General features: G+C 43.3%; 17 protein-coding genes. 16 read left to right on the top strand and 1 reads right to left on the bottom strand.

The window, feature by feature from the left end:
- The first annotated feature begins 92 nt into the window (after positions 1–92).
- From MHN30_RS14550 to MHN30_RS14520, 7 genes are all read left to right on the top strand, one after another.
- Entirely contained in the window at positions 93–875 is a 783-nt protein-coding gene (locus MHN30_RS14550; RefSeq protein ID WP_130165193.1) for a DeoR family transcriptional regulator, read from the top strand.
- A gap of 10 nt (positions 876–885) precedes the next feature.
- Entirely contained in the window at positions 886–2,706 is a 1,821-nt protein-coding gene (gene glmS, locus MHN30_RS14545; RefSeq protein ID WP_130165192.1) for a glutamine--fructose-6-phosphate transaminase (isomerizing), read from the top strand.
- Between the two features lie 603 nt (positions 2,707–3,309).
- The gene (locus MHN30_RS14540; RefSeq protein WP_130165266.1) at positions 3,310–4,917 is read left to right on the top strand and encodes a class I SAM-dependent DNA methyltransferase; all 1,608 of its coding nucleotides are present in this window, start codon (positions 3,310–3,312) and stop codon (positions 4,915–4,917) included.
- Complete coding sequence (locus MHN30_RS23915) at positions 4,914–6,059, top strand: restriction endonuclease subunit S (protein WP_130165191.1); 1,146 nt, start codon at positions 4,914–4,916, stop codon at positions 6,057–6,059. The genes MHN30_RS14540 and MHN30_RS23915 overlap by 4 nt, the downstream gene beginning before the upstream one ends.
- A gap of 35 nt (positions 6,060–6,094) precedes the next feature.
- The gene (locus tag MHN30_RS14530; RefSeq protein ID WP_130165190.1) at positions 6,095–9,742 is read left to right on the top strand and encodes a DEAD/DEAH box helicase family protein; all 3,648 of its coding nucleotides are present in this window, start codon (positions 6,095–6,097) and stop codon (positions 9,740–9,742) included.
- Between the two features lie 19 nt (positions 9,743–9,761).
- Positions 9,762–10,451 carry a DUF6602 domain-containing protein gene (locus tag MHN30_RS14525; protein WP_130165189.1) on the top strand — a complete coding sequence of 230 codons (690 nt, stop codon included), beginning with the start codon at positions 9,762–9,764 and terminating at the stop codon, positions 10,449–10,451.
- A gap of 317 nt (positions 10,452–10,768) precedes the next feature.
- The gene (locus MHN30_RS14520) at positions 10,769–11,155 is read left to right on the top strand and encodes a hypothetical protein (protein WP_130165188.1); all 387 of its coding nucleotides are present in this window, start codon (positions 10,769–10,771) and stop codon (positions 11,153–11,155) included.
- 190 nt (positions 11,156–11,345) lie between these two features.
- On the opposite strand, the gene MHN30_RS14515 is transcribed toward MHN30_RS14520, so the two are convergent.
- Positions 11,346–12,803, bottom strand: coding sequence for a hypothetical protein (locus tag MHN30_RS14515; RefSeq protein ID WP_239360117.1), 1,458 nt, complete (start codon positions 12,801–12,803; stop codon positions 11,346–11,348).
- A gap of 357 nt (positions 12,804–13,160) precedes the next feature.
- On the opposite strand from MHN30_RS14515, the gene MHN30_RS14510 reads away from it, so the two are divergent.
- From MHN30_RS14510 to tssH, 9 genes are all read left to right on the top strand, one after another.
- Positions 13,161–14,465 (top strand): type VI secretion system ImpA family N-terminal domain-containing protein, encoded by a 1,305-nt coding sequence (locus MHN30_RS14510; protein WP_239360115.1) that lies wholly within the window; start codon positions 13,161–13,163, stop codon positions 14,463–14,465.
- Positions 14,466–14,530: 65 nt separating this feature from the next.
- Positions 14,531–15,061 (top strand): type VI secretion system tube protein Hcp, encoded by a 531-nt coding sequence (locus tag MHN30_RS14505; RefSeq protein WP_045989241.1) that lies wholly within the window; start codon positions 14,531–14,533, stop codon positions 15,059–15,061.
- A gap of 11 nt (positions 15,062–15,072) precedes the next feature.
- Entirely contained in the window at positions 15,073–15,570 is a 498-nt protein-coding gene (gene tssB / locus MHN30_RS14500; RefSeq protein WP_045989242.1) for a type VI secretion system contractile sheath small subunit, read from the top strand.
- A complete protein-coding gene (tssC, locus tag MHN30_RS14495) occupies positions 15,570–17,042 on the top strand; it encodes a type VI secretion system contractile sheath large subunit (RefSeq protein ID WP_045989243.1) in 1,473 nt (490 codons plus the stop codon). The genes tssB and tssC overlap by 1 nt, the downstream gene beginning before the upstream one ends.
- A gap of 108 nt (positions 17,043–17,150) precedes the next feature.
- Positions 17,151–18,428, top strand: coding sequence for a type VI secretion system contractile sheath large subunit (locus MHN30_RS14490; RefSeq protein WP_130165185.1), 1,278 nt, complete (start codon positions 17,151–17,153; stop codon positions 18,426–18,428).
- Positions 18,425–18,868, top strand: a complete 444-nt coding sequence (gene tssE, locus MHN30_RS14485) for a type VI secretion system baseplate subunit TssE (RefSeq protein ID WP_045989245.1) — start codon at positions 18,425–18,427, stop codon at positions 18,866–18,868. The genes MHN30_RS14490 and tssE overlap by 4 nt, the downstream gene beginning before the upstream one ends.
- Positions 18,861–20,678, top strand: coding sequence for a type VI secretion system baseplate subunit TssF (locus MHN30_RS14480; RefSeq protein ID WP_045989246.1), 1,818 nt, complete (start codon positions 18,861–18,863; stop codon positions 20,676–20,678). The genes tssE and MHN30_RS14480 overlap by 8 nt, the downstream gene beginning before the upstream one ends.
- Complete coding sequence (locus MHN30_RS14475; RefSeq protein WP_130165184.1) at positions 20,669–21,589, top strand: type VI secretion system baseplate subunit TssG; 921 nt, start codon at positions 20,669–20,671, stop codon at positions 21,587–21,589. The genes MHN30_RS14480 and MHN30_RS14475 overlap by 10 nt, the downstream gene beginning before the upstream one ends.
- Positions 21,590–21,603: 14 nt before the next feature.
- On the top strand, positions 21,604–24,174 hold the full coding sequence (tssH, locus tag MHN30_RS14470; RefSeq protein WP_239360113.1) for a type VI secretion system ATPase TssH: 2,571 nt from the start codon (positions 21,604–21,606) through the stop codon (positions 24,172–24,174).
- Positions 24,175–24,203: the final 29 nt, after the last annotated feature.

Below are 24,203 nucleotides of genomic sequence, written 5' to 3'. Positions count from 1 at the left end.
CCAGTTAAAATTTGTTCAGTGCAAAATTTAACTTGTTTAGGTTTTGAAGTTTCGACTATAATCGCCTTAAATTTCGAAACGAAACTTATTTAATGACTAAACGAAATACTCAACAGCGCAGACATACCATTCTTTCATGGGTGAATGAATACGGTGAAGTAAGCGTAGAATCACTCGCCGCTGAGTTTGAAACGTCAGAAGTTACGATTCGTAAGGATTTAACGGCACTAGAAAAAAGCGGCCTGTTACTACGCCGCTATGGCGGTGCGATAGCCCTTCCTAAAGAGATCATCGCATCAGGTAAAGACGAGCAAGACTCGGTACGTAAAATGGCCATTGCCAAAGCGGCCGCCGAGCTGATTAAAGATCACAATCGCATCATTATCGATAGCGGCAGAACCACTGAAACCCTAATTCCTGAGCTTGCGCAAAAGCGCGGTTTAGTCGTGATGACCAATGCGATGAATATCGCTAATCGATTGTTATCACTAGAAAATGAGCCAACCTTATTGATGACCGGCGGGACATGGGATCCGCACTCAGAATCCTTTCAAGGGCAAGTAGCAGAACAAGTACTGCAATCCTATGACTTTGATCAGCTTTTTATTGGTGCCGATGGCATTGATGTAGAGCGCGGCACAACTACATTCAACGAATTAATTGGGCTGAGCCGTGTGATGGCAAAGTCAGCCCGTGAAGTGATTGTGATGGTCGAATCCGACAAGATTGGCCGTAAAATTCCAAATTTAGAAATACCTTGGGCACAGATCACCACTTTGATCACCGACAACAACTTGGCCGATGACCTCCGCCAAGCGATCGAAGCGCGTGGCATACAACTTATCTGTGCTGAACTACACACAACGTGCAAATAATGGAGAGATTATGTGTGGAATCGTAGGCGCTGTTGCTGAGCGTCCAGTAAACAAAATTCTTATCGAAGGCCTAAAACGCCTTGAGTACCGTGGTTATGACTCTGCGGGTGTCGCGCTTTGCGAAGGTGGTGTACTCAACAGCGTGAAAGCCGTAGGTAAAGTGGTAAACCTAGAATCTGCGCTTGAAAATGCAGAAGTAAAAGGTACTACCGGTATCGCGCACACGCGCTGGGCAACACACGGCGGCGTAACAGAAGCTAACGCGCACCCGCATATTTCTAACAGCGAAATTGCGCTGGTACACAACGGCATTATTGAAAACCACGAAGGCTTGCGCGCGGCATTAAAAGAAGACGGTTACGAGTTTTTATCTGACACCGACACCGAAGTGATGGTGCACCTGATCCATCAACTCAGACAGCAACACACTACATTACTTGCTGCCGTGCAAGCAGCGGTAAAACAGCTTGAAGGTGCATACGGCACGGTATTGTTTGACAAAGCAAACCAAGATGAAATCATCGTGGCACGCTCAGGCAGCCCACTGGTTATCGGCCTTGGCCTTGGTGAAAACTTTATTGCCTCTGATCAACTTGCACTATTACCAGTAACACGCAGCTTTATCTTCCTAGAAGAAGGTGATGTAGCACGCATTACTCGCGAAACGGTAGAAATCTTCGACATTAACGGCAATCCTGTAGAGCGCGAAGTGGTTGAGTCTAACATTACTCAAGATGTGTCGGGCAAAGGCGAATATCGCCACTACATGCTAAAAGAAATCTACGAGCAGCCAATGGCCGTACGTAACACACTTGAAGGCCGTTTAGATAACGATCGCGTCAGTATCGACGCATTTGGCGACAAAGCCAACGAAATTTTTAAAGATGTAAAACACGTACAGATCATCGCGTGTGGTACGTCTTACCACTCAGGCATGGTGGCGCGCTACTGGCTAGAGCAATTTGCAGGCGTAAGCTGTAACGTTGAAATCGCCTCAGAATTTCGCTACCGCGACTCATTCGTTCACGAAAACAGCCTATTGGTAACCATTTCACAATCGGGCGAAACCGCAGACACGCTTGCGGCACTACGTCTTGCCAAAGAGCAAGGCTATATGGCGTCGATGACCATCTGTAACGTACCTGGCTCATCGCTAGTACGTGAGTCAGATCTTGCCTTTATGACCAAAGCCGGCGCTGAAATTGGGGTGGCATCAACCAAAGCATTTACAACTCAATTAGTTGGCTTATTGATGCTAACTGCATCGATCGCGCAGGAAAAAGGCCGTGATCAAAGCGCAATCGTCAACGCTATCAAAACCCTGCCAACCAAGCTTGAAGAAACCCTAACGATGGCCGATGGCATTGAGCTACTGGCAGAAGAATTCGCCGACAAACATCACTCATTGTTCCTTGGCCGTGGTTCACAATACCCAATCGCAATGGAAGGTGCACTTAAGCTTAAAGAGATCTCCTACATCCACGCAGAAGCTTATGCGGCAGGCGAGCTAAAACACGGCCCGCTAGCGCTTATCGACGCAGATATGCCTATTATCGTCGTTGCACCAAACAACGAGCTGCTTGAAAAGCTCAAATCAAACGTTGAAGAAGTGCGCGCACGCGGCGGTATCATCTATGTATTTGCAGACAAAGACTCAAACTTTGCCTCGGATGACACCATGCGAGTAATGAACGTCAATCACGTAGAAAACATCATCGCCCCAGTGGTTTACACCATCCCACTACAGCTACTTTCATACTATGTAGCCGTGATCAAAGGCACCGATGTTGACCAACCGAGAAATCTCGCAAAGAGTGTAACGGTAGAATAAGAAAAGGCGCGCAAGCGCCCTTTTTGTGGGTGAATAATAAAGTTCCCAACCTCAAATTTCCAAGCCGAAGAATAAGCCCTACAGCCCCGCTCAGTATGAAACTATATTGCTGGGCGACATTTTTGTGGGAGAAAGAGAAAATTTAATACATTGAATTTTGAGCAGTCGATAGACTAAGAACCAAGCTTAGGCTTTTTGTAATTTGAGTGTTGATGGAATGGTACTGATGAACTTACTCACCAATTTGTTGGGTTCAATCCATACGGGTACTTTTGGTTAAGCAATTCGCTTTATCTTCTATGATCTCGTTGATGTTAACAGAACATCCAAAACCTCTGAGTCTTCCATATTCACGCTTTCATAATGGCTTTCAAAAGTAGGATCTTTAAGACACGCTCAATAGGGCCAAAAAGTAGCGGCTGAAAGTGTATTAAGAACGGAATGTTAGTATGAAACCTGACGGGTAGAAGCTTTTGAGTGAGCATTTAAAAGGTACGGTTGCGCATTAACCCAAAAAATTGAGTGTCTAAGCATTAATGATACAGTAAGATAAAGTCAATATAAGCCAACTACTTGGCTACAGGTTTACCAAAGAGAATCATGATGTTAACAGGCAAAATTCGTAATCAGATCGACCAAGTTTGGGAAATGTTTTGGACAGGCGGTGTCGCGAACCCAATCTCAGTGATTGAGCAGATCTCCTACCTGCTGTTTATTCGTCGTTTAGATGAGCTGCAAAAGACCGCAGAGCGGCGCAGCCAGGCAACGGGTCTACCGATGAACAACCCAACCTTTTCGCCTGAAGAACAAGCCCTTCGCTGGAGTAGTTTCAAAGACAAAGATCCAGACGTCATGATGGAAATCGTCCGTGATCGCGTGTTCCCTAAAATCAAGGCGCTACAAAATGAAGGTAGCTTTGCTGAACACATGAAAGATGCGATTTTCATGATCCCATCGGCTAAGCTATTAGATCAGGTCGTACAGCTACTAAGTGCTATCGACATGAACGACAAAGACACCAAAGGCGATCTGTACGAGTATCTGTTAAGCAAGTTGCAACAATCAGGCGTAAATGGTCAGTTCCGTACTCCGCGCAATATCATCCAAATGATGGTCGAGCTGATGCAGCCAAAAGTGGGCGACACCATTTGTGACCCATCATCAGGGACATGTGGTTTCTTAATGGCGGCGGTTGAATACGTTGAAGAGCATCACGCGAAAGAATTGAACAAACCTGATAACCGTAAGCACTTTAACAACGAAATGTTTACTGGCTTCGACTTCGATAAACACATGCTACGCATTGGTGCGATGAACATGCTGCTGCATGGGATTGAAAACCCAAGTGTTCACTACCGCGATAGCTTACAAGACCAAGGTGACGAGAATATCTCTGAAGCCTACAACCTTATCCTTGCCAACCCACCGTTTAAAGGCTCAGTTGATTTCGATATTGTTGCACCAGACTTACTTCGTGCATTAGGTAAAAACCCAATTGTTAAGAAAACGGCACCGAAATTCAAAACTGAAACTGACGAAAACGGTAACGAGATCCAAGTTGAGGTTAAACAGAAAAAGCCGACTGAAAAATCAGAGTTATTATTCTTAGCCTTAATCCTTCGTATGTTGAAAGTTGGTGGCCGTGCCGCAGTTATCATTCCAGATGGCGTGTTATTTGGTTCAACCAAGGCGCACAAAACCATTCGTCAAAAAATCGTGCAGGACCAAAAATTGGAAGCGGTCATTTCACTTCCTTCTGGTGTGTTCAAACCCTACGCAGGGGTAAGTACCGCCATTCTTATCTTCACTAAAACCAACAGTGGTGGTACCGATAACGTTTGGTTCTACGATATGCAGGCAGATGGTTACTCATTGGATGACAAGCGCTCACAGCTGTTCAAGGATGGCGAACAGCCAACCCACGAGCAAAGTAATATTGCCGATATCATTGCACGCTTTAAATCGCTAACCAACGAAGACTGCACCCCAAACAGTGACAGCCCAGAACATAAGCGCAAGAAGACTGAGCAGAGCTTTATGGTTCCGGTAGAGGACATTACCAATAACGACTTTGATCTAAGCATCAATCGCTACAAAGAAGTGGTTTACGAAGAAGTGCAATACGATGCGCCGCAAGACATCTTGAAGCGAATAAAAACGTTGCAGGATAAGATGGCGAAGGGGGTAGCTGAGTTGGAGAAGTTGCTGTGAAAACCGTTAAATTAGCGACTTTATGTAATGTACTCTCGGGGTTTGCTTTTAAATCAGAATTGTTTGGAGAGAAAGGAATACCAGTAGTAAGAATAAGGGATGTTGTTAGAGGCACCTCAAACACTTACTACTCCGGTGAGTTTGACGAAAAGTACATTCTTGAAAATGGTGATATTTTGGTTGGCATGGATGGTGACTTTAATACTGCATATTGGCGCGGTGGAAAAGCTCTGTTAAACCAGCGCGTATGCAAAATAGAAGTAGACCCAACGAAAGTATGTAAGAAGTTTATCTACTACTTACTACCTCTAAAGCTAAAAAAGATTTGGGATGACACTCCTTTTGTTACTGTAAAACACCTGTCGGTTAAAAAACTCTTAGATATAGATGTCCCAGATTGGCCACTAGAAACCCAAAAGCAAATCGCAGCAGTGCTAGAACAAGCCGACCAACTGCGTAAAGACTGCCAGCAAATGGAGCAAGAGCTAAACAGCCTCGCTCAGTCAGTGTTTGTTGATATGTTTGGTGATCCGGTGACTAATCCGAAGAGTTTTGAAGTTACGAAACTCAAAGATCTTGTTTCAGTACTGAGTGGAGCTACGCCATCTAAATCAAATGATAGTTTTTGGGTCGGAGATGTACCTTGGGTTTCTCCGAAGGATATGAAAGTACCAGAATTATATGACGCCATTGATCATGTTAATGAGATTACTTTTACTGAAACTAATTTAAAAAGTATCCCCTTAAATTCAATACTTATTGTCGTTAGAGGAATGATTCTGGCACATACGGTTCCGTTGGCAATTACTCGAAAAAAACTTGCTATCAATCAAGATATAAAAGCATTAATGGTTAAGTCTGAATCTATCACCAGTGAATTTTTACTAGCGGCATTATCAAGTATGCACGCTCATTTGCTAGGTATTGTCTCTACGGCTGCACATGGTACAAAACGAATCGATATGGCCGATTTGTTGAACATTAGGATCATCGTACCAAGCCTTGAAAAGCAAGAAGAGTATATCAAGGCAATTCAAGTTATTAGAGAATTGTTGGCGAATCAAAAAGCGGAAGAAGCCTTGCATGAGTCTAATTTTAAAGCCCTTATGCAAAAAGCCTTTAAAGGCGAGCTAAACCTATAACGAATAATAACAATATGATGTAAAAAGGAAATTCAATGTCAGATACGGCTAACTCTTCATCTAGCTCTAAAGGCAGCTTTTCTCAAAAGAGCAATTTTGCGTTTATGGACGTTGCCCTTAACGGTGGCAGCGATATATACACCACACGTTGTGCCGAGATTCAAACTCGTGCCCAAAATGCGGAAAGCAATATCAAAACCGATCCGCGTATTGCTGGTTTCTATGCCCGTAACGCACTGGAGTTAATGGTTGAAACCGTATTTGACATTGATAACTGGTTAACTCGCCCTCGCCACGATGCGACCTTAATGTCGCTGATTCATGATAAGGGCTTTAAGCAAAACCTCACCACCAACCTCTTTCCTAAGCTTAAGCTGGTGATTAAGGTTGGTAACGAGGCTGTACACAGTAAAACCACACTGCCACAGCGTGATGCGTTGCAAGCTGTGAAAGAGCTGCACCATGTGCTCTATTGGTTTATTCGCACCTATACACCCGCTTTTGCAAACGGAGATTTGAATCGTAGGCAATTTGTCGTCCAACCATTTGATGAAGCGCTTATCCCACAGCGAGTCTCAATTGATGCGGCTGTAGCGACCAAAGCGCTAAGCAGCATCAAGCGGGTTCAAGAGTTAGAGAAGCGGCTAGAGCAAGAAGACAAAGTAGAGCGTGACACTTACCTCAAGCAGCTAAAAGAAAACGAAGCGCTCAAAGCCGCAAACCAAGCCTTACTTGAGCAGATTGAACAAGCTAAGCAAAGTGCCGAAAAGGTCACGGATACGCACGACTATAACGAAGTAGAAACACGTACTTATCTTATTGATGTGCTGCTTTCTGAGGCCGGTTGGGAATTAGCGCATCAGCGAGACCGTGAATACCCTGTATCAGGCATGCCAATTTCGCAAGTTAACCCTAATGGGAATGGGTTTGTTGACTACGTTCTATGGGGAGATGACGGTACGGCGCTCGCGGTTGTTGAGGCAAAGCGCACGCATCGTCGAGCCGAAGACGGGCAACAGCAAGCGAAGCTTTACGCTGATTGCTTAGAAAAACAGTGTGGTGTACGTCCAGTTATTTTCTACACCAATGGTTATGAGACTCATCTGTGGGATGACCATTTTTACCCGCCACGCCAAGTTCAAGGCTTTTACACCAAAGCTGAACTTGAGCTTATGGTGAAGCGTCGTACTGATCGTAAACCATTCTTTGAAAATGGCATGCCTAACAGCAATCTTGTTATTAACAACGAGATCACCAACCGTCACTATCAAAAATCAGCCATCACTAAACTATTACAGGACTTTGAACTAGAACATGAGCGCAAAGGGTTATTCGTGATGGCGACGGGGACAGGTAAAACCCGTACTGTGATAAGCCTTGTCGATTTGTTGGTGAAAAACGACTGGGTTAAGAACATCCTGTTTCTTGCTGACCGTAATGCGCTGCTCACTCAAGCCAAGAAGAACTTCGTTAAGCTACTACCCCGCGTTAGTTGTTCTATTCTGGATTCTGGTCAGAGTAAAAACAGTGTCGACAGTCGCTTGTACTTCTCGACATACCCGACCATGAAGAATCTACTGGATCGTGGCGCAAATGAGCGACCATTTGGTGTCGGTCATTTTGATTTGATTGTTGTCGATGAGGCACACCGTTCTGTCTACTCGAAATATCGGCAAATTTTCGAGTATTTTGATGGCTTCTTGGTAGGGTTAACCGCCACACCAAAAGATGAAGTTGAAAAAGATACTTATGGCATTTTTGACCTGCAAAAGGGGATGCCAACTTACGCCTATGAAGACGATAAAGCGTATGACCAAGGTTACCTTGTGCCACCAACTAAGATTTCTGTGGCGACCAAGTTCCTGCGTGAGGGCGTTAAGTACAAAGATTTATCACCTGAAGAGCAAGAAGAGTGGGAGGGCAAAGCTGAGCTAGAAGGCCGAGATGAAGTGTTACCATCTGAGGTGAATAAGTTCTTATTCAACGAAGATACAGCCGAGAAGATGTTTGCTCAGTTGATGAGTAAAGATGAACGTGGCGGTATCCATGTCGAAGGTGGAGATGTAATTGGTAAAACCATCATCTTTGCCGCTAACAATGATCATGCAATTTTTCTTGAGAAAATATTCAATAAGAACTATCCCAAGTGGGCGGGGAAATTGGCGCGAGTGATCACATGGAAAGAGACTTATGCACAAAGCCTCATTGATGAATTCAGCGGAGACGAGAACAAGATTGACGAATTCGACCCCAAGAACCCTACATGTCGTATTGCAATCTCCGTAGATATGCTCGATACCGGTATTGATGTACCGGAAGTCGTGAACCTTGTATTCTTCAAAGTCGTTCGCTCAAAAGTGAAATTCACCCAGATGATTGGGCGTGGTACACGTTTGTGTAAAGACCTCTTTGGTCCGAATGACGATAAGAAAACATTTAAGGTCTTTGACTACTGCCAAAACTTTGAGTATTTCGATGCTAACCCTGGAGGTATTGCGGTGGGTGTAGCGAAATCTGTGACTCAACAGGTATTCGAGAAACGCGTTCTACTTAGCACATTACTTAACAGCAAGTTGAATAATGAAGCGTTCCGAGAGCAAAATCCAGAAGACTACGAGCGTTATTCTGAGCTAAATCGTTACCAACTGGATATGTTGCACCATATTGTCAGTGGGATGAATCTTGATAACTTTATTGTAAGACCGAAGCGCCGAGCGATTGAGCCGTTTTTAGAGCGTGAGCATTGGAATAACATTGATGATGCTAAGTTTACTGAGCTAGAGAGTCAGATTTCACAACTACCAACGGAAGCAGAGGCATTTAACTCTGATGAGCAGCTTAATCACCTATCACATCGCTTTGATAATTTAGTTTTGACCATGCAATTGGACCTGCTAGAGAAAGGCATGATCTCGGAAGCGAACCGTGGGCGTGTCATCGAGTTTGCAGAGCAGTTAGAAGCCAAATCAACCATTCCAGCAGTACAGGCTCAGCTACAACTTATCCAAGATATCCAGACCCAAGAGTTTTGGCAAGATATCCAATTAGCTACACTGGAAGTGCTACGACGTAAGTTACGAAGTCTTATGTTTGCGTTGGACAAAGATAAAAAAGAGATGGTGTACACCAACTTTGAAGACGATGTTCAAGGTGTTCATGACGTGACTAATGTGTACAAGAACCCGAGCATTGATTTAGCCCAATATCGCAAGAAAATTGAGCTCTATATTCAAGATCACCAAGACCAATTAACCATCCAAAAGTTAAAGCGAAATAAAGCCATTACACAAGCGGACTTAGACGTTTTAGAAGGCCTGTTATTGGAAGCGAGTGGTATGAGTGATGTGGAAACCTATCGCGAAAAAATCCTACAAGATAAGCCTCTAGGCACGTTTATTCGCGAGCTTGTCGGCTTAGATATGAATGCAGCTAAAGAAGCATTCAGTAGCTTCCTTGATGAAGAGGCTTATAACGCGGAGCAAATTCAATTTGTCGACCAAGTGATCGACTACCTCGTTAATAATGGCATCTTAGATATGTCGCAGCTATTCGAGTCACCATTTACTGATAAGCACGGCGAAAGCGCCTATGGTTTCTTCGATGAAGGTACTGTGGTCGAGCTGTTTGGTGTGATCCGAGCTGTCAATGCGAATGCAGTGGTTACAGCAAACCAGAGTGCTTAACGTGGGTAGGATTTAAGTAGTGTCTTATTTATACGAGTATATTGATGAGCTCTTACGCCTTCAGTCAACAGCAGTTGAAAAATTTAAGCATAAAGGGGTATTAGGCGATGCTCGCGAGGAATTCCTTCGCGATCAAGTGAAAGGCAGGTTAGATCGCGTTGGTGACCGATTGCACAAAGGAGAGGTCTTCTACCAGAATATTGAATATGGGCAACACGATATTATTCTAAGACGAGAAGACACTGTGAACCCAAATATAGGGAATCAAGTTCGAATTTGTAGCACAGAATGTGCAGCAATCATTGAAGTTAAAACCAATGCAAAGTTAACAGAAATTCGAGACTTCGAACGTAAATCAAAGGAGCTCAAAAGGCATAATGCAAATCTAGTATGCGGTATATTTTGCTATAAGATCGCCGGTAAAACGAGCACTGTTCTTGCTAGATGTGGATATAAATTTGATAAAACGTATCAAACCTTTGAGTCAGATAACTCTAAAAAAGAATACTCGAGCATAGACTTTATAATTTGCTTAGATGAGGAAGAAGAGGTGAATGGTACTGACCATAATAGGGAGCCAATCACCTATAATAAAGGTTTCTTTTTAAAGAGGAGCTCTATTTCCTATGACTTGTTCAAAGGTGCTCCGTATTCAGAGTGGTTATTTCAAGAGCTTCTAAGGGCAGATAAACTGAACTCTTCTAACTAAGATATTTCTAACCCTGCGGTTTAATTGATTATTTATTATAAGCACTAAGCTCAGCAACATATCTGTGGTAGCCGTTTTCTTCTAGAGTTTCGATTATATCGGCAACGGGGAATACTGTGGCCCGGGCTATTAATGCGGTAATGCTGTCTGCGTATGTTGTTCAAATTGAATCTTAAACTAACTACGTGCTGTGTTAGAAAATATTTAAACTTGTTTTGTTTTATTTAAATTTGTTATGTGTTAGGTTTGCAATGCCTTAAATTTCAAGGGCTTTTCTAATAAATGAACTTAATAAATGTATAAAGGAATAATATACAATGAAAGTATTGAACAAAGTTTTTGGTGCAACCGTTTTAGCGCTAGGTGTATCTGCAGGGTCGGCTTCTGCTGCTGAAGTAAAAATCACAGAAGTAGATTATGGCAGCGTGGTCATTCAAACTGCTGAAGTTGTATTAAACCACAGCCAAGCAGGCACTTTCTCTATGAATGTGAGCGAAAACCATTTAACTGTAAATGCTCAAGACTCTAATGGACGTAAGTTCCGCTGCGTAATGAATGGCACTGTAAGCTACAGCGATCCTACTATTCTTGAAAGAGTAACGAACATCGCAGCGACAATCTCTGAAGGCGACAGAGTACAATTTGAGGTGCAAAAAAATGTATTACCTCAAGTTTGTCATGTTAAAAAAATGCTAAGCTTCTAAGCTTTGCTATTTCGCAATGGAAAGTGTGCGCACCTTCCATTGCTTTAGGTACTCAGCTGCAATTCAATTGCCGTGAGCAAAACACAACATCTAACTAGCAACAGCCAATAAGCCCTATATTCTAATTAGCATTAGCATATGTTCTAGTTGCTTAGCTCTTTCTTGCTCAAACTTCAGGATTGATATTTCCTTATTCTGCAGGGACAATCTCCCACTCAGTGACATCAAGGTGTGTTTCAGTTGCTTTGCACAGTGCCGACCAAATCGTCACAAAATGCACTTTTTGAATATCGCTGCCACTGTGCATGATGCTGTTAGAAATCGCTTCTGTGCTCGGGGGCGCATAAAGTCTGGGGTGTGAGTCTTTATACTTCTTATAGGCCCAACTAGTTTGACCAAAAGTATCTTTTAGCTGTTGCTTACGTCGAGAGATTTGGTCATTTTTATCTTGTATTTCTTGATAAGCTTGTTTAGCCTCTGGCCGTTTGACGATGGTGGTCTTTAAAATCAAGTTAGGTAAAGACACATTGGCTTGGGTGGCCATTTGTGTAAAGCCGTCTTGCATCTCTCTGAGGCGTTTGTTCCCTGTTGCTACACTTTGTGAGCGTATTGTGCTTGGCCAAACATTATCTAGCCTTAGCTTTGCCATGGTGGAGTTACTATGCACACCAAAGTACTCGTCAGGTAGCCCAAGCATATGCCCAAATTCATGCGTCATCACAATGTATTTATGCGGTACGGTGCGATCAACATTATGGGGTGTGCGAATAACGATAAGTACACCCCCATCTTGGCCTGAAACTGTGTGGTTACGAGTACGAGTTTTTAAAAAGGTGACTGCGTCTTTCGCCCATTGCTGAGACGTGTTGGCCACAATAGCAAAGTTGTCGCCGACAATGCGTTGATTAATATAGTTGGCAATTGAATTTGCTCGGCGTGATTCTAAATTGTACGTAAAGGTGCTGTCATTTTGACCTTTGAGACCAATAATATAAGCTTTAATACCCACAACGTCAGGTGTGCGTCTCAATCTAACTATCGCAAGAAAGCGGTCGAGATAGGTTTTTATGCCAGTAGTGAGTAAATGTTGATCTGATGAGAAGGTAATATAGTCGCCATCGCCCGCAGGTAGCAACCCCCTCAATCCTGAGCGCAGCAAACCCTCTTTGTAATTGAAGATCCGCTCTTGGTTTTTGGTGATGTCAATTTCATTGGCAAAATTGTTGACGTCGCAGACATGTGGAACCACGCCATGATTGATGCCGCCGCTAGACTTATACCGCGCAAGCTTTTTAACTTCTACAACATAACGACAGTACGCTGGGTTGTTCACTTCTGCAATGACAAAGTTAATGTCCATCACAAATTCTTCCCAGTTCTGCTTGGTACAGCGGATCTTATAATTGTTCTTCCACTTTTCTAAAATTACGCGTCTTGCGTTGCGTTTAAACTCATTTTTTTCATTCATTGACCACGAGAGTTGATCTTCGGTGTTGTCGATAAATCGATAAAAGATTTTGACAATCACGGTGATTTTCTTTTTGTGTGGTTCTACTTTGAGATCAAACTTGCCGATTTTTGTGGCAGGCACAAAGTCTTTGACAACTAAGTTGCCCCTAATACCATCCCTGATGAAATTCTCTTTCATGTAAACCTCTAGATATGACCTCAATTAGCGCAACTATAGTTGAATGTAAAAGTTGAATCAAAGTTAAAAAAACATAATTAAAGTGTTTAATTTGGTTGGTTTATTTTTGTTCGAAAAATGAAAAAACACCGCTTAAATTCATTTTTCATCCACAGTTGCTTGCTATTTTTGAATCATTTAAGGCTGATTACATTTGCGTTAATAACTTTAAATATTGATGTCAATATTTGGCCTGAATCAAGGACAATCACGGTTCTTATTTTACAAGATATTAATATCTTGACTTTGGATCATTCTGCTCCACAATGGAATGAAGAATAAATTATAAACGAGTATTAAGGTTGTAATTGGTCGCCTATGTTACTTTTTTCTCCGAGTACTGAGCTTGATGCCGGTGTATTTCTTAAAGAAGAGCGAACAAAGTTTCGGGAACTACGTAATTTACTCAATATTGCGCAATCTAGCCTACGCAAGTTGCTAGAAACGCCATCTTCAGCACAAGACCAAGAACTTCAACGCCAAAATGCCGAGGATTGGTATCAACTACAACAAGCAACTGGCGAAACGCTAAAAAATGACTCAAGAGATATTGAAGTCTTTGTGTGGTGGTTATCCTCGTTAGCGTACAAAAAAGAAGATCTATCCCTATTTAATGCAGGGTTAGACGACTTTTTGTTTGCACTAAAACAACTCGGTGAGTCAATTCATCCTAAACTACCTGAAAAAAAAGTAGCTAAGCTCGATGACGCTGAAGCTGCGCAAAAACACTGTGAAAATCAAACCAAACCGCTTGAACAGCTGACCGGCGATAGCCCAAGTTCAGGGCTGTTAAATGTGCCACTAATGCGCTATCCGTTTATTGATGACTACACTTACAGTGATTATGTTTCGGCTCAGAAAGACGGCAGTCTCGAAGTCAAAAAAACCGAATTCGCCGCAGTTTTACAATCCAGAAAAGCAGAGCTGGTCTCGCGTTTTGATATCTTGAGTGAGATCGAAAACAAGCTTAAAGAGGTTGATTTATTCGTCAACGGATACCGCAACAAGCAGGGGCTTGCATTGCTTGGTTTTCGTTTTGTTCGCGATGCGATAAAGCAAATTAAGCTGATGTACCAACACTTCTTTCCTGATGTTGTAAAACAACAAGAAGCGACTGAAGTTTTAGTACAAAAGGAAGAGAGTCCAGTGGTTGTTGAAGCAAGAAAAGAGCCCGCGCCACAACCACAAGCCACGGTAAGTGCAGCTGTCGCAGAAGCGACTATCACCCAGCCTGTGATTGCTAAAGCTGCGTATACCCGTGAGCATGCGCTGGAAGACTTAAATAAAATTGCGGTTTTCTTTAAGAAGACGGAGCCGCATAGCCCCATTCCCTATTTACTCGCCAGAGCCATACGTTGGGGCAATATGTCATTCTCCGATTTAATGGGAGAATTGATTGCAAAAGATTCACCTGCGCTTGCTGAGATAAGCAAGTTAACAGGCGTTGACAATGACTTAGGTGAGTTGTTGTCGGAAGAGAGTGTAGCAGTATCTAGTCCGAATCCCGCGGTTGTAGAAACGGTGGTGCCTGAAGTAGTGCAACCGATTCAAACAGACGCAGAGCCAGTACCAGAAGTTAAGCCTGTAACCAAAGATAGTTCCTCGTCAGGGCCACTCTGGTAATTAATAAAGATTAAATTTATGCCTACACTTTGTAGGGAAAAATAACATAGCTATGGAGAATACAAATGGCGTCAATTTTCATGAGAATCGACGGCAATGACAGCATCAAAGGGGCTGCAACAGTTGCCGATTTAAACAGCAAAAAAGGTTGGTTTGCGGTAGATAGCCTATCTTGGGGCGCTATGCGTGGCGTTTCTGTAGATATTGGTAATGCAAACAACCAAGATAACGGTATGGTAGCACTTGGCGAGATCAGCATCTCAAAGAGCTATGACGGTGCAACACCTTACCTACTTACCTATTTATTCCAGCCAGGTGCAGACGGTAAAACCGTTGAGCTAGTAATGACTAAGCCATCTCGTGACGGTAAAGGAATTGTACCTTACTACGTTATTTCTCTAGAAGAAGCACGTATGGCGAACTTTAGCATCTCTGGTAGTGACGGTGGTCAGCCATCTGAGTCATTCTCGCTTACTTATACTAAAATTGAGCAAATCTTCTTCGTTGAGGATGAGGGCGGTAAGCTAGAGAAAGCAGCATCTGTTAAATACGATGCAACGACTAACCAGCTTACTTCTGCTGCAGATCTTAAGTAAGGTAAATCACTATGGCACTTAATTCGCAACATAAGCGCGTTAGTAAAAACCGCGTAAGTATTACCTACGATGTTGAAACTAATGGCGCAACTGAGAAAAAAGAGCTGCCGTTTGTATCAGCGGTACTCGGTAATTTCTCTGGAGACAGAGAAGACCCAAAAGAAGTTGAAGATCGTGAATTTATTCAAGTAGATCAAGACAACTTTGATGACGTACTGGGCCGTATCCAACCTTCATTGACCCTAAAAGTCGACAATGTGATTGAAGCTGATGACAGTCAGTTTGAAGTTAATTTAGATTTTGACTCAATGAAAGACTTTGAGCCTGATGCGTTGGTTCAACGCATTGAACCTTTGAAAAAGCTGCTTGAAACGCGTAATCAACTGAATGAATTGTTGAGCAAAGCGGATCGCTCTCGTGACTTTGAAAAGTTACTAAAAGACATTCTACAAAGCGCGGATTCTTTGAGCGCGTTGTCTGATGAACTTGGCGTTAAAGGAGAGGAATAATGTCTGAAGAATTACAGCAAGATGGTGGTGCAGCTGGTGAAAGCGGTTCGTTTTTAGACCGTGCAATCAGCGCGACAAGTCAAACTGCGCCAGACAGAACCAAAGAGTTACTTACTTCTTTAACCAAAGAAGCGATGTCAGGCACGGTGACTTGGGATAAAAACTTAACAGATACCATCGCGAATGCGGTGGCAGAAATTGATAAGAAAATGTCCCAACAGCTTTCAGCAATTATGCAACAAGATAGCTTTCAAGAGTTAGAAGGTTCATGGTTAGGTCTGCAAAAGTTGGTCCGTAACAGTGCGCTTGGCACTTCACAAAAGGTTAAGTTACTCAATATCAAAAAAGATGAGTTACTTGAGCAATTTGAAGATGCACCAGCGGTCGACCGTAGCCCGTTATTCAATACGCTATATCAGCATGAATATGGCACAGCAGGCGGTGAGCCTTACGGCCTAATTTTAGGTGATTACGAGTTTTCTCAAAAAGATGAAGACGTTGCGCTTTTGCGTTACATGGGTGAAGTGGCTGCAGCTAGTCACGCGCCATTTATCGCAGCAGCAGCGCCTGAAATGTTCGAATTAAGTAGCTTCTCAACATTTAGTGAAGGAAAGCCAATCGCACCGGCATTTGACTCGCCAAGCTATGCGTCTTGGAACTCATTTAGAGAAAGCGATGACGCACGTTATGTGGCATTAACTATGCCTCGCACGATGGCGCGTTTACCGTACGGTGGTAAAGGCAAAAAAATCAAATCATTCGAATTTGAAGAGCTAGCGACAGATACCGCAGGTAATCCAAAACCAGCGAGCAATGACGAGATTGTTTGGTCTAATGCTGCGTATGAAATGGCGCTGAAAATGAACCAAGCTTTTGAAGCATACGGTTGGTGTACTGCGATCCGTGGTATGGACAATGGCGGTAAAGTAGAAGCTTTGCCTAACCTGACTTATTTGACTGATTCCGGTGATATCACGCAGCAGTGTCCGACTGAAGTTAACTTAACGGATGAGCGCGAGAAAGAACTGAGTGATTTAGGTTTCCTTCCGTTAGTTCACTATAAGAACACCGATTATGCCGTGTTCTTAGGCGGACAAACAACGCAAAAACCTAAAGAGTATACCGATCCGGATGCGACAGCGAATGCCGCAATCTCAGCACGTTTACCATATATCATGGCGAGTAGTCGCATTGCACATTATCTCAAAGTAATGGGTCGCGACAATATTGGCTCTAATATGGAAGCGGCTGATATCCAGAAGGAAATGAGTGAGTGGATCGCAATGTACACAAACTCAGGTGCGATGGGCAATGCAGAGCGTGCAAAAACCCCACTTGCTGAAGCACAAATCTCAGTGATTGAGCAGCCTGGTCGTCCAGGTGCTTACTCGGCAATTGCGCATTTGCGTCCTTGGCTACAAATGGAAGAACTAACAACTTCTGTGCGTATGGTCGCAAGCTTACCGGGCTAAGTTTACAACGCCTAATTCAAGCGTTAAAAACACTAAGTGGAGCGAGGTATGCGATACCTCGTTTCACTTCTGCGTATTAACCGATTGATCGCTGGAATATTACTCCTCATGTCTAGGACTGAACACCATTCAAACAATGTTGCGCTGGTAAAGCACCTAATTGCTGATATTGACCGTTTGATCAGTGAACAGTTGTCTTTGGTTATGGCCCATCGCAAATTTACGGCATTAGAGGCGCGCTGGCGGGCGTTACATGAATTAGTTAATTTACCGGTCAACTATAAAACCGTCCGAGTAAAAATCTTAAATATTGCTTGGTCAGAAATTTCCCAAGATCTCAATATTTCTCCATCAGTCAAACAGGCTAAATTATACAACCTCATTGCGAATCGAGAGTTCAATACTATGGGGGGAGAACCTTATGGGTTAGTTGTGATAGATCACAACATTAGCCTTGATATCGATTATGCCAATGAATTTGACGATATTTACACGTTAGAGTTACTTGCTGAGTTGGGAGAGAAAAGCCTCTGTCCTATCGTCTTGGATGCTGATGAAGCTTTCCTCGGGGCGATAGGAGAGTCTTTTTTATGTGATACTGCGAAGATCAAACGAGTGCTGGCAGCGCACGATTTTGAGAGCTGGCATCGCTTGCGGGCTAAAGACAATAGTCACTTTATTGGCTTGGTTTTCAATAAAATAGGTTATCGTCGCATTTACCGTTTTCATCCTGCAGGGTTTGTGTTCGACGAAGAAGCCGATGACAATTTTCGTTGGGGAAACACAGCCACAACCTTTTTGAAAAACGTGATGATTGAGTTCAATCGCGTGCGCTGGTTTGGCTTTTTGAAATCTCGCAAGCTAGACGGTTCTGGTGGCAGTGCTATTAGCTACTATGGCGCAAAGAAAGATGACCTGCCAGTGGTTTTTAAAACTCGTATTTCAGCGAGTAATGCCGCCTTTATTTCTCAGCTTGGTTTGATCCCTATATTTCATAACCCATTAAATGAACGATACTTTTTTCAATCGAATAGCTCAATCAAAGTGGAAAATGAAACCGAAAATCGCTACCTGATCCAAACTACGTTGATGGTCAGCCGAATTGCACATTATCTCAAAGTACAACTTAGGGAGATGATTGGCTCTTCGATGGAAGCGCATGATTGCGAAAATCGACTTACCCATTGGCTTGAACAATACTGCTCGAACTCAATTGTTTCTGATGAAATGACGTTAGCGAAAATGCCACTCAAATCTGCGAAAGTCAGTGTTGTTGAAGAGTCCGGCGAATTTAAACGGTATGGCTGTCATGTTGACCTTGTGCCGCAATATCAATTCGACAGAGTGGCGAGTACAGTGAGTTTATCTACGGCGGTAGAGCGATGAGTTTTTTTAGTGCGTTTTACATGGATAGAGAAGACGTATCGGTCGACCAAGGTAACGAAGTGGTGCAGTCTATTCATCACAACATTGGCCTTATTTTAAAAACTGAAGCGGCATTTTTACACGACAGTGAGAGCGATCTGGTTAACCAATCCAGTATTTGTTTTGGCCTCGAAGATATCGCGCTATTTAGTCGGCTCAATAGTGGTGAGCAGATAGCGATGCGAATAAAAAATAAAATTAGCCAATTTGAGCCAAGGTTACACAGCGTTGAGGTCAATTATTTAGCTCAAGATGAGGAGAAGCACATCGCGAATACGATGCGCTTTGAGATTTCAGCGATGTTGTCGTTTGAGGGGAAAGAAGAGTTATTACAGTTTGATACGGACATCGACTTAACCCGTCTCACTGTGTTGATAGAGAACGAGAGCCAATATGATTAGCCGCATGTTAAAGCACTTTGAAGATGAATTAGCGAGCATTCGTTATGGCCTTGAGGGGTTCCGCAAGCGTTTCCGTAGAGAAGCTGAGCATATTAACCTCAATGATAAGGGGCAAGAAGATCCGAACGTAACCCGTCTCATTGACAGTTTTGCATGGGTGGCAGCGAAAAATGCCATGGAAATAGATGCTCTGCGCACACGTCATGTGGAAGAGTTTGCTGATATTGTCTCCCCAAATTTATTCAAATCACTGCCTATGGTGGTGCAAGCGCATTTTCAACCTAATGCGGATGACTTTAATAAGCCTGTGTTTTTAGACAAACAGGTAGAGGTTGAGCTTGATGTTATTAATAAAGGTGATGACAACACAACCGTGAAGTTGTGTAATTCTTTGCCCGTCACCTTTACGCCGATGACTGTTTCTCGTTTTAAGTTGGAGCAAACGCCGTTTCAACATGCTATCCCTGAAAATTTTGATAGCAAAGAGGCGCCTTATTGTCTGCGCGTCGAGCTATCACCGCTAAGTGGTGATGTTGATGTTCAGCAGGCGCTGACGCAACCAATTCAGCTGCATTTTAGTAATGAGTCGATAGGCCGAAATGTTGCCGACATTATTAACCAAGCGGTGAAGAAAGTCGCTATTTGTGTGGCGGATGACGAGTTTGCCTACGATATCGGTGAACACAATTTTCACCCTTTGCTCGCGGATGATGATTTTCTTATCTCACCAATCAAAAGCAATGAAATTCCGGTTTATTTTAAGCTCAAAGAGTATTTCTCAATCCCTGCTAAACGACAGTTTTTTATCTTGAAAAACCCTCATAAGATAAACGTCGCGCATGGCAAAAGTGTTTACATCGACTTTTATTTAAATGAGCTAGGCGCAGTGTTACTTGAAGAGAAAAACCTCTCGGTCAAAATCAATAAGACACTCTTTAGTAACTTATTTCATCAATCTTCGGAACCGGTGAGAGTCAACTATCAAGAGCTATCTTATCCCGTTATTGCAGACGCCAGTCAGCGTCATATTCAGATTTATTCAATCGATAAAGTTTACGTCGTAACTTCGGCTGGTCAAAAGGAAATCCCACCAGTGGTCGGCACGCAAACTGTTGATTTTCAGTCGCAACTATATTGGTCACAGAGCAATAAATTAGGCCATATTGAATCAGCAGATAAGGCCGCTTCTTTAGATGAAGTGAAGCACTTAGTGTTGCCAATCAATAAGGCGACCAAGGCTTACCCCAACGGGTTTACCGCATTTGCTGAGATCAGCTGTTACGATGCGCAGTTAGCTAACAAAATTCATGTTGGTAATCAAATCGTTGTGAACACAGAAGAAGCGCTAGCTGGGGAGTTTGAAGTCGGTGGTGTGACGATTCAACCTAGTAGCATGGTGACGGACGAGAAAAATTACTGGAGCTTGCTCAAGCTGATGTCCTTTAATTTATCTCAGCTGTTGCAGGCACAAGATGCGAAGGCTACCTTGATTGGTTTCTTAAAATTATTTGTTAATGCCAATGCCACACATCAAGAACTCAATTCAATTTATGATGTCACGGCAAAAAAAATGAATGCCCCGTTTTTGGTTGAAAATCGCATGATCTTTGTACCGGGGATGTCGCTGACATTGACGCTCGATAACTCAGAGCTAAACGCGGATTTTTCGTTGTTTGCTGAATTACTCAATGACTTTTTAGCGGCGCAAACACCATTTGATCGCTGCAGTCAGCTAACAGTGAAATACACCAGTTATAACTGGCCAGCAAAGCGCTTTGAAGCACAGCTAGGAGCGCGCGTATGCAGTTAACGAAACGCTTATTTAGCAAAGTATCGTCGGTACTTCATTTTACGCGCTTACTGAGAGTCGCTGGGGCAAAAAAAATCAGCTTTAAACAGCACTTGTTTTCAGACACGTATGGTAAGCGAAAAATCGACTACCAAGAACTGGCTGATCAGCACTTTGTGGTCGATAGCAATGAAGCAACGTTATTTGGTGAGCGCGGCGGGTTACCTCATTTCATCCTAGACTGGCTGAAAGAGGCTTACTTACGTAATAATCGTGCGTACCTCCGGTTTTTAGCCATTTTCGACAATACCTTTGTTCATCAATCTTTAGAACTCAAAGCATTTGCATCTAAGGTGTTTCGTGCCGAGGCCACGACAACAGAGCAGCAACAGCGTCAGTTATTGCAAAGTTACTTCAGCTCGCTAACCGAAAATTACGAAACACTATCGATGATCCCAGCGACTTTGATTACGAGGGCTGAGCATTACTCTTTGAGTAATCTTCAGCGCTTGCTTAAGCATTATTTCCCCCATCCAATTCGGCTAGCGATGAGTGATATCGAGGTGAAGGAAATTCCCCCTGCCGCACGAAGTCGTCTAAGCGCTTGTCAACTTGGTAGAGGGGCTGTACTGGGAAAACAATTTGCCCAGTTAGGTAGAACCTTAAGGGTAACAGTTAGCTTTGATGATGCCATGGTTTTTTCAAAACTAGAGAAACAGGAAGCAGAACAGGTGGCGTTGTTAAGTGCCATCAAGTCACTTTGTTGCCACTACGTCAATCACGAGGTGGCGGTGGAAGTTGAAGCCGAATACATCGGAACAGTACCTTCTACTTTGGTACTCACTAATAATTATAAGGGCATTGTGCTTGGGGTAAACGCCAACTTAGCAAGGCGCAATGACGACCAGAAACGAACGGTAAGGGCTCTGTAGAGTTAGGGATAAATATGTCTCAAGTATCTATTTCAAAACTAATTTCTTATTTAGACAGTAATTTAAAAAATGCGCTGGAGTATGCCGCTGCAGATGCCATGAACAGCCAAGCTGGCGCCATTGAAATTGAGCATTGGTTCATTTCGTTACTGAAAGGACGTGATCCTAAGTTGCAACAGTTTCTTGAGTCGCAACAGGTTAATATTGCACAGTTTGTGCAAGAACTAGAGCATAAACTAGGTCAGTTGGCACCGAGTCATTCAGGACAGCCTACCATCAGCCCTGAGTTGATAGACTTAGTGAAGTCTGCGTGGTTGGTTGCGTCGGTTGAGTTTTCTCACAGTGCTGTTGCGGGGCTACATCTGTTACTTTGCATCTTGCAGCCTGATCCATTGTCGTTTAAGCAAAAAGAGTTTACTGCACTTAAAAATGTCTCTGTTGAGAGCTTAAAAGAACATATAAAAACGCTGTCTATTACGGCGAAAATGCCAGCAAAGGGCGCAGCAAGTGCACCGCAGAGTGTGGTTACGGGGGCGTTAGACAAATATACCATCAATCTCACTCAGGCTGCTCAGGCAGGTGAGCTAGATATTGTTTCTGGGCGTGCAGACGAAGTTAGGCAAGCCATTGATATTTTATGTAGAAAACGACAAAACAACCCTATTTTTGTTGGTGAACCTGGAGTGGGTAAAACCGCCGTGGTGGAGGGGTTAGCGCAAAAAATTGCAGCGGATGAAGTACCTCCGGTTTTGTCTGGCGTGCAAATTCATTCACTGGATCTTGGTTTACTGCAAGCGGGTGCGAGCGTTAAAGGGGAATTCGAAAACCGCTTAAAAGACGTAATTAACGAAGTCAAAACTTCAGAAGTGCCCATTATTGTCTTTATTGATGAGGCACATACTTTGATTGGCGCAGGTGGTGCGGAAGGGCAAAACGATGCCGCTAATTTGTTAAAACCAGCACTAGCGCGAGGCGAGTTTAGAACCATCGCGGCAACGACTTGGGAAGAGTATAAAAAATACTTTGAAAAAGACCCTGCACTGACACGCCGTTTCCAAGTGGTCAAAGTCGATGAGCCGAACGCAGAAGATGCGTTGCAAATGCTGCGTGGTGTCGCAGAGTCGCTAAAGAGTCACCACAATGTGTTTATCACAGAGGCGGCGCTACAGGCAGCCGTTGATCTGTCTATTCGTTATTTACCTAGTCGAAAGCTCCCAGATAAAGCCATCAGTGTGCTAGACACATCGTGTGCTCGTATTGCCTTAACGCAAAACGCAAAACCTGCAAGTATCGAGGCAACAGAGCAGGGTATTCGCTATTTGGAGAAAGAGCTGGTAGCGCTGACAAAAGAAAACGACATGTTGGCGAACCAAGCAGCAGCCATAGCCGCAAAAGAACAGAAAAAGACTGAACTAGAAGCGCAATTGGTTACGTTGAATACGCAATGGGAAAAAGAAAAAGCGCTTGTATCTGAACTGGCACAAATCCAAGCGGGTGAGCAAGCGGGAGATTTTACGGCGAAATTGGCTGAACTCAAGTCGTTACAAGGCGAGCAGCCTATGGTTCATGCCATTGTCGATGAGCAAACTATTGCGGAGGTAATAGGCGCTTGGACTGGCATCCCAATTGGTAATTTAGTTAAAGATGAAGTGGCGAAACTACTGACATTAGAAACCGCTTTACATCAGCGTATTATTGGCCAAAAACATGCGCTACATGAGTTGTCTAAGAGTATTCGGGTTTCGCGTGCCGGTCTGACTGATAAACGTAAGCCAGTTGGCGTATTTTTAATGTGTGGTCCAAGTGGTGTGGGTAAGTCAGAAACCGCGCTTGCACTTGCGGATCAGCTTTTTGGTGGCGAGCAAGATATGACGGTCATCAATATGACCGAGTTTAAAGAAGCGCATAAGGTATCTATGTTACTTGGATCGCCTGCAGGTTACGTTGGTTATGGTAAGGGCGGTGTGCTAACCGAAGCGATTCGTCGTAATCCTTACTGTGTACTGTTACTCGACGAAATGGAAAAAGCGCACCCAAGCGTCCATGACATTTTCTATCAAATTTTTGATAAGGGCTGTATTCAAGATAGTGAAGGTCGTAATATCGATTTTAAAAATACCTTGATCATCATGACTTCTAACGCTGCTGACAGTGAAATTGTCGATTTTTGTAATGTCAGTGAATCTCGCCCTGATTTAGTGGAGTTGGTGGATAACGTACGACCTGCGCTACAAAGCTTTTTCAAGCCAGCCTTTTTAGGTCGTTGTAATATCATCCCATATTATCCTTTAAATACTGCGGAGTTAGCTGAGATCACGGGGATATCGCTAAAACGTGTTGCGCAAAAACTACAAGAAACCTATGGGGCAACATTAAATTATGATCAAGCCTTTGTGGATTATGTGGTTGCCAAAGGAAATGAACCGACCATTGGTGGTCGTGCCATTGAGCAAATAATCAATCGAAACCTGATGCCGCAATTGGCTGAACGCTGTATCGAACGGATCAGCTTAGGCGAACCTATCCGTGAAGTGGTGATCTCAGGTTCAGCGGATGTCTCGGGCTTTGAGTTAGCTATAAATTGATGAAATGATGCTAAAAACCAGACTAATAC

Source organism: Pseudoalteromonas sp. OF7H-1 (genome assembly GCF_022347825.1).
In the GTDB taxonomy this organism is placed as follows: Bacteria; Pseudomonadota; Gammaproteobacteria; order Enterobacterales; family Alteromonadaceae; genus Pseudoalteromonas; species Pseudoalteromonas maricaloris.
This window is presented reverse-complemented; position numbering and strand designations above follow the sequence as displayed.